The following is a 16,425-nucleotide window of genomic DNA, read 5'->3' as shown; positions in this document are numbered from 1 at the left end:
CCACAGGGAGAGGGAGAAAGGGAGCTACTTCTTCATCTGCGACAAAATAGTACGGCACTGATTAGCCTCGCCCTCAGACGGCGAAATCAACGCCAGCAGGGCTGCGGCTGGGGTGACCAGCGTCGCCAGGGCCGCAGCTACCGCACCGCGCGCAATCAGCGGTCCGGGCTTCACGCCCGCCTGAGGGTTTTTGAAGGTTCCGCGCACGTAAAGCGGCGAGCGCAGGGTGATGATGCGGATCCCCTTACTTTCCGGGTCAATCGTCAAATCAAGCTGCTCCGAGGCCATGCTCGCGGTCCCGGTCACGTTAATCACCGCGTTTTCCGTGTCGAAGGCAAATATCTGTGGACGTGCCACGCCGTTAACCAGATCCAGATTGGCCGCCGCGCAGTTCACCCGCACCTCGTCATCACCGAAGATTTGCCCGATGACGTAGTTACCGACGTTCAGCCCCAGGATCTCCATCAGGTTGCGGCTCACCAGCCCGTCGTTCATCAGCAGCTTCAGGTTACCATTGCCGCTGCCCAGCAGCGCCGCCACCGAGTTCCCCACGCCGCGAATGTCGGCATCACCGTTCATTTCACCGAGAGTTTTCTGCATCAGTTCTACGTTCGGCATCAGCTCTTTCAGCTTCAATCGACGCGCCTGGATTTCCGCCCGTCCCTGCATCGGCTTCTTATCGCCTTCCAGGTGAATATTCGAGGAAATCGTCCCGCCCGCCATGCCGAACTTCAGCGGCTGCAGGCGCAGGTCGGCGTTTTTGAGGAGGATATGGGTCGAAAGATTGCTGATCGGCAGCGTACTGCCATGTTCAATTTTTCCGCCTTTGAAGCGCACATCCGCATCCATAACATCCCATTTGTCGGTTTCGAAGCGATCGTATGGCAGCACTTTGCCGGCAGGCTGAACATCCTTTTTGATCTCTTTCGACTTGGTACCTTTACCCGAGTCCACGCCAATTAGCGGGCCCAGGTCGGCCAGACGCAGCTGACGGGACTCAACATCCCCTTCCAGTTTCGGGCGCGGTTTTCCGGTGGTGTAGGTCAGCGTGCCGTGAATATCACTGTCGCCGATGCGGCCGTTGAAATCCCGGTAGTCAAAAACGGACGCTTTTTCGGTATCGATTTTGGCAACCAGATGCCCGTCCGTTTCGAACGGCGGGGTATCCGGCAGCAGCACGCCGGTCAGTTCATACAGCTCGCCCAGCGAATCACCGGCAAATTTGAGCTGAAGGTCGACGCCCCCCATATTCATCGGATCGTTGACCGTGCCCACGAACGCCACGCGGGTGTTACCGGAACGGAAGTCCGCCTGCACCGGGAACGGCGTGCCTTCGCTCCGCAGCGCCAGCATGCCGCCTATTTTCCCTTTACCGCTGAGAGGCTGATCGTTGTAGCGCCCTTTTGCCGTCAGGCCGAAGACATAGTCACCTACGCTTGCCGCGTCGCCTTTTGCTTTCGTGCCCGTGACCTCGCTAAACGGCAGCGGTTTGCCCAGCGGATCGACGAGGATCTCCACATCCGCCTTGCTGACCTTATCGTCGATGGCGATCCGTCCTCGATCGAAAAGAATATTGTCGAGACGGAATGACCAGGAGGAAGGCTGGGCATTCGGATCTTTTTCGCTGTCGCTGGCAAGGTTAAACGTCCAGTTGTTGTTTTTTTCTGAAAGTCGGATCAGGCGCGCATCGGGCTGCTGAAGTTTGATCCACGGCAGATAGACCGTTTTGGTGAGGAGCGCCAGCGGAGCCAGCGTGGCTTCAACGCGCGGCAGGTGGACCATGGTGACGTCCGGGATATCCGGCGGGTTGCCGAGAATGATGTCGTCGGCATGGACGTGAGGCCAGGGGATCCAGCTGCGCCAGCCGGGCTCCTCTTTCTGACGCTCCCATACCACCCCTAAATCACCGCGTATGGCGAAGGGGCGGTTCAGTTCGGTTGAGACTTTCTGGTTGATGGTCGGCTTGAGACGGTTCCAGTCAAACGTCGCAATAATGATGGCGACGACCACGATCAACAACAAGAAAATCCCTGCTGTCCAGGAGATTACCCTGGTTGTTCTCGTCATTTTTATCCCCTTTCCTGATGACCTGTCCTGTAAAACTATAGTCCAGACAAAGGGAAGCGGGCTTATCAGAGGGTCGTTATAACGCTATCGAGGCGATCCATGGGTACCGGGCGGGAGAGATAATAGCCTTGCGCCGCCGCTGCGGGAGAGTTTTGCACATCACGCCACTCTTCCAGTGTTTCCACACCTTCAACAATCACGCCCTGGCAATAGCGGTTCATCAGCTGTAATAACAGCGTAAACAGATTCCGCCCTTCCGGGGTTTGACGCAGCATAATAAACAGGTCGCGGGCCACTTTAATGTAGTCGTAGCGTACTTCACTCAGGGCGGAGAAGTTCGCCATGCCGGTGCCAAAGTCATCCAGCCACAGCGGGCCGTATTCGCATATCGACGCAAACGAGGAATCCTGCGGCAGGCGGACATGCTCCACCAGCTCGAAGCGCATCCACGGCAGAGTGGCGATCAGCTCCTGCAATTTCGCGTTCTGACGCAGCGCCAGCAGGGTTGGGCCATCGACGTTCACCGAGGCGAGGATATCGTGCTGTTCGAAAAAAGGTTGCTTCGTCGCCAGCATACGAAGCTGCTCTTCCAGCACGTCCAGACGCTGGCGAACGGCAACTTCGGCAAAATAGCGATCCGGCGCGATGCGCTGAGTAGGGTTTGAGGGATGCGTAACGACGGTCAAAATTTCAATCGCCATCAGTCGACCATCTGTTCGGTAGATCGGCTGATAGGTGTACGCACGCTCACATTGCAGCCAGTAGCGATGCTCCTGCAAGTTCTCAATACTTGCCTCAGGCGTAGTGCTCAGCCGCTGGATAACCTGCTCTGACTTCATTTCAGATGTCCTGTTGTTGGGATAGCCTTTCTGGACTCGTCACAGGATTATCGGCCCGACAATTGAGAACTTTATGTTCAATTCACCGGGAAAATGAAATTAAGATGACAGAAATGCGCGGGAACACGCGCTGGCTCAAATAAAATAATGGAACGTTGTTTTAATATAGTTGACCGGTTAATTCACTCAGCGCACACTGCTGATAATTCTTCTGTTCAGGTTCACGACTATGTCCAAAAAAATTGCCGTGATTGGCGAATGCATGATTGAGCTGTCACAAAAAGGCGCGGAAGTCAGCCGCGGATTTGGTGGCGATACGTTAAACACGTCCGTTTATATTGCCCGTCAGGTCGCGCCTGACGCGCTTACCGTGAACTACGTGACCGCCCTGGGCACGGACAGCTTCAGCCAGCAAATGCTGGAGGCCTGGCAGAGTGAACATGTTGAAACGTCGTTGATTCAGCGTATGGAGAACCGCCTCCCGGGGCTTTATTACATCGAAACCGACAGCACCGGCGAACGCACGTTTTATTACTGGCGTAACGAAGCCGCGGCCAAATTCTGGCTGGAGAGCGACGCAGCCGCGGCCATCTGCGAAGAGCTGGCGACCTTTGACTACCTCTATCTGAGCGGCATTAGCCTGGCGATTTTAAGCCCCGCCAGCCGTGAAAAGCTGCTCTCGCTGCTGCGCGAATGCCGTGCAAACGGCGGCAAGGTTATTTTCGATAACAACTATCGCCCGCGCCTGTGGGCCAGCCGCGAAGAGACGCAGCAGGTCTATCAGCAGATGCTGCAGTGCACCGATATCGCCTTCCTGACGCTCGACGATGAAGACGCCCTGTGGGGTGAGAAACCGGTAGAGGACGTGATTGCACGCACGCAGGCGGCAGGCGTGAGCGAAGTGGTGATTAAGCGCGGGGCGGATTCGTGCCTGGTCGCGGTGGCGGGCGAAGCGCTGGTTAACGTTCCGGCGGTGAAGCTTGCCAAAGAGAAAGTGATTGATACCACGGCGGCCGGCGATTCATTCAGCGCTGGGTATCTGGCGGTACGTCTGACGGGTGGAACGCCGGAAGCGGCGGCACAGCGTGGGCACCTGACGGCCAGCACGGTGATTCAGTATCGCGGGGCGATTATTCCGCGTGAGGCGATGCCTGTTTAAGTAAGGTGCGGGCTGATGCCCTCACCCTAACCCTCTCCCACAGGGAGAGGGAATGTTTAAGCATTACTGCCCCTGCGGAATATCCGTCGCGTCCGGATGTAAATCATCAGCCGTGGCGGCCTGCGAAGGCTGCGGCGCGGTAGCCATAATGGAATCCCAGGTCGTCTGAATTTCCTTCATGTCATATTCCGGCTCGCCCTTCGGCTGCAGGAGGATCAGCGCCATCTCCTGCGACAGCTGCTGACGGAGGTCCTGATTAAGCATCTCGACGGTCAGACCGTTCAGGAAGTCCTGACGAAGCTTCTGGTACTGTTCCGGCGCAATGTCGACCACCTGATTCTGCAGAGAGCGAATACGCTGGCTGATCAGAATGTCGGTATCGGCGCGAGCGTAGGTCGCAAACAGCTTCTGCAGCTCGAGTTTTTTCTGCGCCACGAGAGCGTTGAATTCCTCTTCGGAAAGACCCTCTTTACGCACTTTTGCCAGCTCTTTCGCGACCACGCCCAGATTGGCATTCAGCTTATCGCCCGGCGATTCAACGTTGATGGCGCACTGCGCACGCTGGAACAGCACGCGGCAGTCAAAGCCAAGACCGATATTCTTCACGTTGTTCTTGCTCAGCGTCTGCTGAACGTGCCAGAACAGCGCTTCACGCGCCAGATCAGCACGCCAGTAGCGCAGCATCGCCGCGGACTCGCGGATTGGCTGCCAGGCGTTATCCCACATGACGGAGAGGCGATCCTGACGCACGGCGTCCGTCATAATGCTGACAGGCTCTGCACGCAGCGGAGAGAGCGTCGGAACAGGGGCTGGCGTTTCACGCTTGCCTTTCAAATCACCAAACGCTTTGTTGATCTGCTCCACCACCGCGCGGCTGTCCACGTTACCCACCACGATCAGCGTCATCGCGTCCGGGGTGTACCACTTCTGGTAGAACGATTTTACCTGTTCGGCATCCACCGGCTGTTTCAGCGGTTCGGCCGGATCGTGTCCCAGCAGCGTCGAGCCCTTCAGGCGGTAACGCCACCAGCCCTCTTTGGTATCCCCGGGCCAGGTCGCCACCATGTCGCTGTTGCTCAGCGCATAGTTGACGGTGTCCGGCGTAATCGCCAGATTGCCAGAGGCATCGGAGAGATATGTAAGCGCTTCTTTAAGCAGATCGTTACGGTTATTAGGCAGGCTCAGGTTAAACATGGTGTAGTCATACGAGACAACAGCCGGGGGGAGCGGGCGTTTTGGATCGATGGCCTGCTGCCAAAGCGAACGCACCTGAACCGCTTGCAGGCTGCCGCTCTGCGTGAGCGCCAGCCGGGGAATAAAATGGCTAAAACCGGTTTGCTGAGTGCTTTCCGTGAGGGAACCGGTATTAATAGACAGACGGATTTCTATACGGTCACTGGGACGCTGCGGAGTGGCTAACACCTGCCACTGAAAACCGTTCGCTAATGTCCCTTGTTGCCAGGCCGGGTCTGGCTGGAGCGCATCTGCCTGCACATAACTGGCTGCTGCCATCATCAGCAAACCGCCGGTTAAGAGTCGAATTTTTGTGCCCTGCATGTGAACCCCTGATCAACATTCCTGGTTAAAAAAGAGTGTTTCGCGACGCTCTTCACTCTTAAAGATGACGATGAAAACACGTCGATTAGACCGCGCGTTCGGCAAAACGTCACGGTCAGAAGTGAAATATACCCAAAAAAAATCTTGTCGAATTATGACAGGTACGAACAGTTATTATGCGCAGGAGCCCGCATCCCGACAAGGGAATACGGGCATTTGTGTCAAGATTAAGAGGATAAGCCAGGATTTTTGCTGTCAGTTGAACGATTATTCAGAGTATCGTCGAGCTTTTTGTGATCCAGCTCTTTTACCCATTTCGCCACTACCACCGTTGCCACGCCGTTACCCACCAGGTTGGTTAACGCGCGCGCCTCTGACATGAAGCGGTCGATACCGAGAATCAACGCCAGACCCGCCACCGGCAGGTGACCCACAGCGGAAATGGTGGCAGCCAGCACGATAAAGCCACTGCCCGTCACGCCTGCCGCGCCTTTAGAGGAGAGCAGGAGCACCACCAGCAGGGTAATCTGGTGGAAAATATCCATATGGCTGTTGGTCGCCTGAGCGATAAACACGGCCGCCATCGTCAGGTATATCGAGGTGCCGTCCAGGTTGAAGGAGTAGCCCGTCGGGATCACCAGCCCGACCACCGATTTACGGCACCCCAGCTTTTCCATCTTGTCGAGCATACGCGGCAACGCCGACTCTGAAGAGGAGGTCCCCAGAACAATCAGCAGCTCTTCGCGGATGTAACGGATAAATTTGAAGATGTTGAAACCCGTCGCGCGGGCGATGGAGCCCAGCACCACGACCACGAAAAGGATACAGGTGATATAGAAGCAGATAATCAGCTGACCCAGCTGCACCAGCGTACCGACGCCATACTTACCGATGGTAAAGGCCATCGCACCGAAAGCACCGATCGGCGCCAGGCGCATGATCATATTGATGATGCCGAAGATCACCTGCGAGAAGCTTTCGATCACATTAAAGATAAGCTGGCCTTTGCTGCCCAGACGGTGCAGGGCAAAGCCAAACAACACCGCGAACAGCAGAACCTGCAGGATGTTTCCGCTGGCGAACGCGCCAATGACGCTGCCCGGTATTACGTCCAGCAGGAAGGCCACCACGCCCTGATCCTTCGCCTGCTCGGCATACACCGCGACCGCTTTGGCATCCAGCGTTGACGGGTCTACGTTCATCCCCGCGCCCGGCTGCACCACGTTGACGATGATCAGACCGATAATCAGCGCAAGGGTACTGACCACTTCGAAATAGAGAAGCGCCACTGCACCGGTACGACCTACCGCCTTCATGCTTTCCATGCCAGCGATGCCCGTCACGACGGTACAGAAGATCACCGGAGCGATGACCATTTTGATGAGCTTAACGAACGCGTCGCCAAGCGGTTTCATTTGCGCGCCCAGCTCAGGGTAATAGTGACCCAGCAGAATACCGATGGCGATGGCTGTCAGGACCTGGAAATAAAGACTTTTGAAGAGTGAGGTTTTCATAAGGTGTCCTTGGGAAGAAAAACCACAGGCTTTGTAAGGTTATGGTTAACCTGCGGCTTTAAAATAACACCCACATAGCAGGACAGAAATAAACTCAGTTCAAATTTGAAACACAAATGTTAAGAACTTTGAGCTGGCTCGCACAAGCCAGCAACAAAATTACACTTTTGCGTTATTGTCAGCACCAGAAAGGTATCGTTCTTCAAAGACATCCGAAGGAACAGCAGGGGCAAAAAGGAAGCCTTGTCCGCTCTCCACGCCCGCCTCTGCCAGCCAGGCGCGTTGCGCTTCGGTTTCAATTCCCTCGGCAATAAGATGCAGGTTGAGGCTGCGTGCCATCTGGATAATCGCCTGCACCATGCTGCTGTCGCCCGGCAGACCGTCGACAAACGCTTTATCAATTTTGAGCACATCCACCGGAAGGGTTTTCATGTGCTGAAGCTGACGCAGCCCGGCGTACCCCATGCCAAAATCATCCAGCGCGATGCGAATGCCGGCATTACGCAGCGGTTTCAGAATTGCGACCGCCTGATTAGGGTCGTCGATGCGTCGGCTCTCCGTCACTTCCAGAGTTAACGTATCAGGCTTGATTCGGTAACGATGGATCAGCTCCAGCATCTCTGAAACCATGGTTGGGTGCATAAGCTGCAGGGCAGACAAATTGACCGACAGCGGCAGCGTCACGCCGCGCTCCTGCCAGGCAGCAAGCTGACGGCAGGACTCCTCCAGCACCCAGTAGCCAACGGTAACCATCAGGCCGCAGGACTCAATGCGCTCAATCAGCCCTTCCGGTAGCTCCCATGAACCATCCGGCTGCTGCACGCGCAGCAGTGCCTCGGCGCTTTTCACTTCTCCCGTCAGCAAATTCACCTGCGGCTGTAGCCAGAGGGCGAACTGGCGGTTATCCAGCGCGGTCAGGATGTCGCTCTCTTCCGTCAGGCGCTGCTGCGCCTTTTCCATCTCTTCCGGCGCGAAGAACTGGATCTGATTTTTGCCTTTGCGCCGGGCGGTGAACGCCGCCGAGAACGCGCGATGATAAAGCTGCTCTGCCGTTAAATCGCCATAGTACATCGCAATACCGATACTGGCGCTTGGACGAAGCTGGATACCCTGAATGGGCAACCGCTCATTAACGACAGTGAGTACTTGCTGACCTAAAGTGATCGCATGCCAGGGTTCTTTTACGCCGTTGGCAATCACCACCAGGTCGTAACCGCTGACCTGGGTCAGCACCATGCGCGGGGCAAGGACAGACTTCACTTTTTCGACCAGAGTCAGCAGCAGCATTTCGCGCTGGCTCTCCTTGAGCACGCCAGCCGTGTCCTGCAGGGTTTCACAGGCGATAACCATCAGCGCCGTGGTTTGCTGACGGGCAACGGTCTGCTCCAGCATCGCCATCAGGAAGGCTTTATTAGGAAGCTCAGACACCGGGAAGCGCGTGGCGCTGCTGTTTAGCTCATCCTGCTGGCGCTGGATGCGCTGCTGGTTGAGGTTGTAGCTGCGCACCAGCATACCTATCTCATCGTCATGATGCAGACGCGGTAGCTCAAGCTGATGCCCCATCTGATCCTGCGGCGCAAGCGTATTCAGCTCGCGGGCGATACGGCGCAGCGGATGAACAATCAGCCGGTTAATGCACCAGGTAAGCGCCACGCTGAGAATAAGCGTCATAAGTAAGCAAGTGGTCACTAACGTAACCACCCAGCTCATGACGAATTTATACATGCGGTAGGAGTCCGCCTGTAATACCAGGTAGGCCAGCGGCTGCGGGTTGGCAGGGCGTTCAAGCGAATAAACGGGCAGCGAAATCTGCACCGGCAGTTCAAACAGGCGCATCACCATCATCGGGACGGGACGCTCCGGGATAAAGCTCATCCGCAGCGCCTGAAACTGGTTGGGCAAGACCACATCGGCGCGGCTCACGACGCCGGCAGGCTGAATGCGTTTTAAAATGGTTTCCGCTTCGGGAATATCCCCTTTCAGGATAGAGGCAGAGAGAGGGCCGCGCACCGAGCGGGCGATACTTTCTAACTGCGAAGCCGTGTTATAGCGATTCTGCTGTACGGAATGAAACAGCAAAATTACGCAGAAGAGCAGTACAAACAGCATGGTGACGGCAGAAACCATCGCCATCTGTTTGATTGTTAAGGAACGGCTGACACGCAAAATGACTCTCCACAAAACTCGAAGCGCAGGGCGCGCCAGGGTGTAAACCTGGCGCGCCTGAGTATACCCGATTGCCGCGCTATTAAGAGAGACTTACAAATGGATTAAGGAAAATCCGATTACCAGTCCGCGTAAGGGATGAGCGGCTGCGGCGGTAAGTCCATATCGCCCTGCCAGCCTGCAGCAGAGTAACGCACATAGATCAGCGCATGGCTTGGGGTATAGTCTTTCGCTTCCTGAATATCCACGCCCATGCCCACAAACCAGTTGGACGTTACGCGGCGTTCAATAATGGCCCGCGCGGTATAACCCGTGCCTGAGGAGCTGCTGCCGGTTTCCATCGCGCCCCGGTCGGTATAGCGGTCTGGCTCATCGGTCGGGATCAGGTTCTGAATTGGATAGCGCAGCTCGTCTTTGGTTTTAGAGTGAGACCAGGACACTGAGCCACCCAGCTCCCATGACCAGTTCTCCGTGCGTTTACGCCAGGTCACCGGCAGTGCGAAGGAGACATACTCCTGCGGGCTGTAGTAGCCGCCCTGACCCAGGGTATAACCGCTCAGGTCTTTGTCGTAGTGCCAGAGCATATTGGAGACGCCGACCGTCAGGCGCTCGTTGTTTTTATTAATGAGCTTGTAGTAGTAACCCGTCATCCAGCGGACGCGCCAGTTATCTTCCACATTTTTACCCGTCAGCGTTTCCGCGTTCAGGCTTGACCAGACGCCGTTCGCTTCCCCTTTGTCATAGCTCATGCTTACGCCGCCACCGGTGGCACGTACGCCGCCCCAGGTGGTGCCGGTGTTGGTATCTTTTTGCCCGGCGAACGCCAGCAGAGAGCTGGAGATTGGGCGGCGATGGGCGTTAACGGTATAGCCGATGGGGCCCAGATCGCTGCTGTAGCTGATCCCGCCCACCACATCGACGACGTCAAAGCCCATTGGCGTGGTGCCAATATCCATCGCCCAGGTTTTATTCTGCCAGCCGACGGCGACGCTTGCGCCATTGTCGGACTGATGGGTGTTGCCGCTACACGGCGTTTCGTAGCAGGTCCCCCATTTTGGATCGTAGGTCCCGTTATTGTTATCAAATGAACCGGCGTCCATGTTGACCAGATCGCTTCTGAAGAACATGCGCCCGTCAGACAGCGGGGCATCCACCTGCAGCATGGTGGTGTGCGCTTTCAGGTCGGAATAGCCGCCCGTTCCGCTGGAACCCCAGTAGTCGTGCTGCAGCGTGACGTTAACATCCTGCTGACGGTACAAGTCACCGGCATCACTGCGTACGCCGCGCTTCAGCCAGTCGTCTTTTTCATCGTTACGCGTCAGACGAGTGAAACTGTCGTTGTCGGCCGGACGGGTCGTCGTGACGCCGGACGACACCATCGCGTCTTTATAGGTTTCCAGCGCCTGCTGAGGCTGACCGTTTTGCGCCTGGAAACGCGCGGCATCACGTAACACCAGCGCGTTTTCCATGGAGCCGGGCTGCGATTTAGCCTGCGGAATGATGTTGTTGAAGGTCTGTTCTGCGGCAGCGGAATCGCCCAGACCTGCCTGCGCCATCGCGATCCGGCGCTGCATGTTGAGCGACAGCGGCTGGCCATTTTGCGCGGCGGGCAGTTTCGCCAGCTCTGCGCGCGCGGCATCTTTGTCACCCTGCGCGCTATAAATCTCGGTCAGGCCGAGGATCGCGTCTTCGTTCTGCGGTTCACGCTGCAGTACAGCGCTGTACGTCGTTTTCGCCGACGCCAGATCGCCACGCTGCTGCGCCCAGTCCGCCAGCGTCAGGTCGATGCGGGTGGAGGTCGGCTGCTGGCGCAGAAGGTTTTCCGCCTCCTGCTCTTTGCCGCTGTCACGCAGACGGTTGGCGGTTTCCAGCACCTGGTTGCTTTGCAGGCGGTCGGCAAGCTCCTGAATATTGCCGTTCCACTGGCTGCGCGGCAGCGTGTCCAGATGCGCCAGCGCGGCGCGGTCCTGATCGTTGCCGGAAAGATAGAGCCCGCTGGCGTACACCTGATCCGGGTCGGACGGTTTCTGGCTGGCAAGCTGACGCATCAGGGTATCCGCCTGGCTGCGCTGACCTGCGCTGTAGAGATCGCGCGAGAGACGATAGGTTATCCACACGTCGCCGGGAGAGAGCGCCAGACGACGACGCTGAATCTCTGCCGCCTGGGCGTATTTCCCCTGATTTTCCAGCTGTTCTGCCTGAGCGGAGAGCTGCTCGTTGGTCAGGCTGCGTTCAATATCATCGATGCTCCGGCGCTGGCTGGCGGAGAGAGACTGGATAAACTGCGAGGCCTTCTCCGGGGACTGCGCGCGGTAAATATTGGCCAGGCCGCGGACCGCATTGCTGTTGCCGCTGTCCATACGCAGCGCCTGGCGATAGTAACGTTCCGCCGCGTCGTTGTCTTTACGCGCCGCGGCGGCATCGCCCAGCCCCAGCACGGCATAACTGTCGGTATTGTCGATACCGCGCGCCTGCTGATAGTAACGCTCCGCCTGCGCAGGGTTATTCGCCTTCAGGGCCGCATCACCCTGCTGGATCAGCAGCCAGTAGCGGTTGACCTTGAGCAGACTGTCCCATTTACCCCGGTTATCGCTCTGGGGATCGAGGGCGATCGCCTTTTCAAACTGCGCCACCGCGCGGGCGCGGTCGCCTTTCTGGGAATAGGCCTGGCCAAGGGCGCCCACCGCTTCACTGTCGGCATGGTTGGCGCTGACGGCTTTTTGCAGCTCAGCCACCGCCTTACTCCCCTGCCCGGCATCCACAGCCGCCAGCCCTTCCGCTTTCGCGCGGAACGCCGGGTCAGCGAGCTGTTTTTGCTGTTCTTCGAGCTGGGCACGCGCCGCCACGACGCTATCACCACTGCTGAATACGCTCAGGTATTTTTGCAGCGCGCTGACGCTGGCGCTGCTGGCAGGCTGGCCTTTGATTTGGTCATACCACATATCAGACGCCTGGCTGCGCCCGTTGGTCGATTTAGCCATCTCCTGCAATACGGCAAAGCCTTCATCACGGCGTCCGCTCTGGAACAAAAGCTGGGACAGCGTCGCCTGCAGCTGCGTATTTCCGGGACTGCTGGCGTTGATTTTCTTGAGCTGGTTAATGGCCGCATTCCGGCGAGCGGGGTCTTTCGCCACGACGTTCCAGTATTCCGTCGCCACGTCGCCGCCCGGCGGGTTGCCGTCAAACAGCTTGTCATAGGCTGCAATCGCCTCCTGCGTGTGTCCCGTGGTGGCGAGCAATCGCGCCTGCTGGAGCTGCTGGCGGCCATCCGGGGTGGACAGCAGCATCGTGTTGCGAGATGACTGATACGCACTCGAGCCCGGCGCGATCCCTTTCAGACGATCCAGCTTTTTTTGCGCACCGGCGTTATCGCCCTGGCGCAGCAGGTAGCGAAAACGTGCGGCAATGACGTCAGGGTTGTTCGGGTCAATCAGCTCAAGACGGTAAAGCGACTGACGAACCAAATCCTCACGCTGTGTCGATTCGCCCAGCCGAACCTGTTCCAGCAGCTGTTTCTGCTGCGGAGAGTTGGCGGCCTCAGCCATCGGCATCAGTGCCAGGCCAAGCGATAAAGTGAGTAGATTTACTGTGAACTTGCGCATTCCTGGCCCCAATCCGGTATTAATTCACCTTTTGCGGTGAAGCGAAAACGATGCTGATCCCATCCTTGCCCAAAGAGAGTCAGCACGTAGCTGTAATAGGCATTATTATCGGGAAAATGGTCTGCAACGCGCTGGCGCTGAACCGCCTGGGCATCACGTTGTTGTAAAAACGGCAGCATGGCGGCAGAGAACCCGACCGGGCCATTCCCGGTGCGTTTACCCGTCGCCACATCCACTTTCTCCGGCGGCACACCCCGTTTCATTGTCTTTGCCGCCATCGGCTGGAAGCGCGTCAGCAGCCGGGCTTTCTGAGGATCTTTATCACTCATCATTCCCACCCAGAGATAAACGCGGATGGCATCGTAGCCGCCCACCAGCGATTTATCCTGCTGTAACCGCCACCCTTTGTTTTTCTGATACTGAACCCAGTCCGGCGAAAAACCTTTCGGCGCGCTCTCCAGCAGCAGACGCTGATTGGTTTCACGAAGCTGGGTCCACGGGGTACCAAAACGCGTGAAATAACTCGCTAGCTGCGGAGGAAGATAGCTGGGGTTAAAACGCCAGACGTTTTCATCGGCAAAACCGACTTTACCGGGAAGCAGCATTGCGCCGAGCCCCGGCACTTTCACCACTTCCTCACTGACAATGCGTTTCAGCAGCGCCTTACCCGTGCGGGTATAGTCCGGATGTTTCCACAACCGACCCGCTTCGAGCAGAGACCAGGCGATCCAGACATCGGCGTCAGAGGCGGAGTTGGTATCAATCACCGCCCACGTCTCTTTATCTTTCTGACCCCATAGCCAGGCGGGCAGATGGTCGTTGAGATTGCCGCTGGCAAGATTATCGCGCGTCCAGGTCAGCAGCTGGTCAAACGCGCTGCGATCGTTCGCCGCAAGGGCAAAGAACAAGGCGTAGCTTTGCCCTTCCGAGGTCGTAATTTTGCGCGTGTCGCTGGGATCAACGACACGCCCGCCCTCACTGATGTAATCCTTTTTAAACTGCTCCCAGGCAGGCCAGGTACAGGCGGCGCGAAGAGGAAGCGCCGCCAGCATCAACGCTGCTAATGCACACCAGCGAAAGGCTTTCATCACATCTTACTCATCCGGGTTCAGGCGACGACGGCTGATGATACGCAGCAGACGCCACAGCACCCATGCCAGCAAGACCACGCTGACCGCCGCCAGGATGGCGAGCAGAACCGGATGGTTAGCCAGCGCATACCACAGTCGTTCGAACCACGGCAGATGGCCTACGTAGTACACATCGCCCACGCGCAGGCTGTTGACGCCGGACTCACGTATCACCGAAACGGAACCAAACATCGCGGCACGTTTACCGCTGTCGTTCATGGCCGTATTGAGCAGTTCATACCCGCGCGGGCTGTCCGCCAGGAGAGCCACCACGCTACGCTGTTCGTTGTAAGGTGACTGGAAGCCCACCACCGCAGCCATTGCCCCCTGAGACGTTACGGTCGTCTGCGCGCTGGCCTGACGGTCGTTCACATCCGGCATAATGCTTGGGAACTCGGTCTGGCGCAGCGGCGTGTTAACCCAGGACTGGGCCGCTTTCACCAGCAGATCGATACGTTTGTCATCCTTCAGCTTATCCGGAATAGTGCCGATCACCATGATGTCAGCATCTTTGTTCTGGATCTGGCTGCCATCATCCGTCAACGTGACGTTAATCGCCGGTAATCCCGTCTGTCCCCCAACGGTCGCCATGGTATCCAGGAGGGTCGTGACCTGCCCTTCGCTTGGCGCTTTTGGCATCACAACGATGGACTCAGAGAGATCGGCCATGCGGCTGAACGGGAAGCCCGCGTTAGCAAAGGCGCGCAGATCCGGCATCGCCAGGAAGTGATAGTACTTCGAGAAGTCGATGGTCGACTCATCGCCAATCACAACGTGGTTCTGTACGGGCTGGAAGGTGATGCAGTTTTCCGCCGAGCCGCCAGGCATCGGGTTCATGTACTGGAAGTCAAAGCGCAGCTGGTTTATCGCGCCGAGCTTCAGTGCCGGGATGGAGACATCCGTTTTACCGTCCAGCAGCCCCTGCAACACCGGCAGGCGAAGCATCAGGCGGTTAGTATCCTGCGTGCTTTGCAGGCTGAACGATTGCAGGAACTGGTTGTTCAGGCTGATATCCATGCGCGAGCTGTCTTTGGTCGCTGGCGCGGTATAACGGTAGTTCAGGTTGATATCAATGCCGTTGGTGCGCAGCAGATACAGATCCGGCGGCAGATTCAGTGACAGGCTAATCGGCGCTGGCTCAAGCCCCGTCGCCTGCAGCTGTTCTTCATAGGTTTTCAGCTCGCCAAATGTCACCGCACGGTCGGTACGCACCCAGTTTGGCGCATCATAAGGTTTACGCGCCAGCAGCGGTTTGACCTCATCCACCACCACGCTGTCACCGCGGAAAAGGACGTTGCCCTGGGCAATCGCTTTTGCGGCCTGCACCAGATCTTTATCGTCGCGGCCAAAGACCACCAGCAGCTTCACGTACGGGTTTTCCGGGTGGCTTATCATCTCAACGGTCGGCGCTTTGACGTCCGGATGATCGCGCAGGAAGCCCGGGCGTTTCGCGTTGGTCGCAAACACAATGGCATTTCTGTCCGGCAGTTTGTCATACATCGCCGGGAAGCTCTGTCCACGCCAGCCAGCACGTGAACCAAACCAGGACGCCACAATGGTGGCCGCCAGCTGCTCGGTCACGTCCGGGGATGATGCAAACACCATCGGCAGCGTGAGCGGACGGTTATCACGCGGATCGAAGAACGGAACCGGGAATGCCGAGAGATCGTTTTTCAGCGCCAGCGACTGGTAGGTCATCTGCAGCGAGGAGTTACGTCCGACGTCCATCCACAGCGTGTTGCTGGCCGGGTTTTCGCAGACATCGCGGTAGTGACCGACAAATTCCAGACGGATACGGTTAAAGTCGGTGATGAACAGCGGATTGATCGGCACCTGCGCCTGGGTTTTCTTGCCCAGCTGCTCTTTGGTGACCGGCAGTACGTCCATCAGCTCATCATTCAGGTAGACCTTCAGCTGAGACTGCGTCGGCAGCAGAGATGGCGACGGCGTGTATTCCAGGTTCAGCACCGCATTCGAAACGACCTCATCGCTGCGCATGCCAAACTCGATGCCGCCGTTAGGGTTGATGCCGCGCAGCACCATACTGCCCGGAGGTGGTGCAATTTGCGCGAAGGTCAGCTTCACGTCCCGCGACGGCGCATTGTCCGCAACGACGGGCGCATTCGCCCCCCGGACGCCCGGCATCACCTGCCCGATGACCTGGCCGTCTGCCGGCAGGGTGTTCCCCTCCGTTGGCTGGTTCGGCGTGATATTTTCTGTTTGACCGGGTGCCGCGGTGACAACCGGATCGGTTGCCTGCGCGACGACAGGTACCGTTGGCGCAGGCGTTGCCGCTGCGTTACCAGGAGCTGCGTTAGCCATTGTTGCGGGGAGGACATTCATCCCCATTGCCACTGCACATAACCAGGAAAGTTTTGTTTTCATCGCGTT

At 57.5% G+C, this 16,425-nt stretch carries 9 protein-coding genes; 1 reads left to right on the top strand and 8 read right to left on the bottom strand.

The genetic code is table 11. From position 1 onward, the window contains the following. Positions 1-24: 24 nt before the first annotated feature. Complete coding sequence (locus ACJ69_RS18320) at positions 25-2,067, bottom strand: AsmA family protein (protein ID WP_059347471.1); 2,043 nt, start codon at positions 2,065-2,067, stop codon at positions 25-27. A 65-nt stretch (positions 2,068-2,132) separates the two neighbouring features. Continuing rightward, positions 2,133-2,906 (bottom strand): cyclic-guanylate-specific phosphodiesterase, encoded by a 774-nt coding sequence (gene pdeH, locus ACJ69_RS18315; RefSeq protein ID WP_023309584.1) that lies wholly within the window; start codon positions 2,904-2,906, stop codon positions 2,133-2,135. A gap of 229 nt (positions 2,907-3,135) precedes the next feature. Here pdeH and kdgK point away from each other — a divergent pair, with 229 nt between their 5' ends. Then, positions 3,136-4,065 (top strand): 2-dehydro-3-deoxygluconokinase, encoded by a 930-nt coding sequence (gene kdgK / locus ACJ69_RS18310; RefSeq protein WP_059347469.1) that lies wholly within the window; start codon positions 3,136-3,138, stop codon positions 4,063-4,065. Positions 4,066-4,128: 63 nt separating this feature from the next. Here kdgK and ACJ69_RS18305 read toward each other — a convergent pair whose 3' ends face one another. From ACJ69_RS18305 to bcsB, 6 genes are all read right to left on the bottom strand, one after another. Continuing rightward, positions 4,129-5,622 (bottom strand): M16 family metallopeptidase, encoded by a 1,494-nt coding sequence (locus tag ACJ69_RS18305; RefSeq protein ID WP_054830219.1) that lies wholly within the window; start codon positions 5,620-5,622, stop codon positions 4,129-4,131. Between the two features lie 227 nt (positions 5,623-5,849). Beyond that, positions 5,850-7,136: a dicarboxylate/amino acid:cation symporter gene (locus ACJ69_RS18300; RefSeq protein WP_023333768.1), complete on the bottom strand. Its 1,287-nt coding sequence runs from the start codon at positions 7,134-7,136 to the stop codon at positions 5,850-5,852. A gap of 159 nt (positions 7,137-7,295) precedes the next feature. Then, a complete protein-coding gene (hmsP, locus tag ACJ69_RS18295) occupies positions 7,296-9,302 on the bottom strand; it encodes a biofilm formation regulator HmsP (protein ID WP_029740458.1) in 2,007 nt (668 codons plus the stop codon). 119 nt (positions 9,303-9,421) lie between these two features. Then, positions 9,422-12,904, bottom strand: a complete 3,483-nt coding sequence (gene bcsC / locus ACJ69_RS18290; RefSeq protein ID WP_059347467.1) for a cellulose synthase complex outer membrane protein BcsC — start codon at positions 12,902-12,904, stop codon at positions 9,422-9,424. Beyond that, positions 12,886-13,992: a cellulose synthase complex periplasmic endoglucanase BcsZ gene (bcsZ, locus tag ACJ69_RS18285; RefSeq protein WP_047646780.1), complete on the bottom strand. Its 1,107-nt coding sequence runs from the start codon at positions 13,990-13,992 to the stop codon at positions 12,886-12,888. The genes bcsC and bcsZ overlap by 19 nt, the downstream gene beginning before the upstream one ends. 6 nt (positions 13,993-13,998) lie before the next feature. After that, positions 13,999-16,419, bottom strand: a complete 2,421-nt coding sequence (bcsB, locus tag ACJ69_RS18280) for a cellulose biosynthesis cyclic di-GMP-binding regulatory protein BcsB (RefSeq protein ID WP_059347464.1) — start codon at positions 16,417-16,419, stop codon at positions 13,999-14,001. Positions 16,420-16,425 lie beyond the last annotated feature (6 nt).

This window comes from Enterobacter asburiae, from assembly GCF_001521715.1.
GTDB classification, from domain to species: domain Bacteria; phylum Pseudomonadota; class Gammaproteobacteria; order Enterobacterales; family Enterobacteriaceae; genus Enterobacter; species Enterobacter asburiae.
The sequence above is the reverse complement of the archived record's forward strand: the minus strand, read 5'-3'. Positions and strand labels throughout refer to the sequence as shown.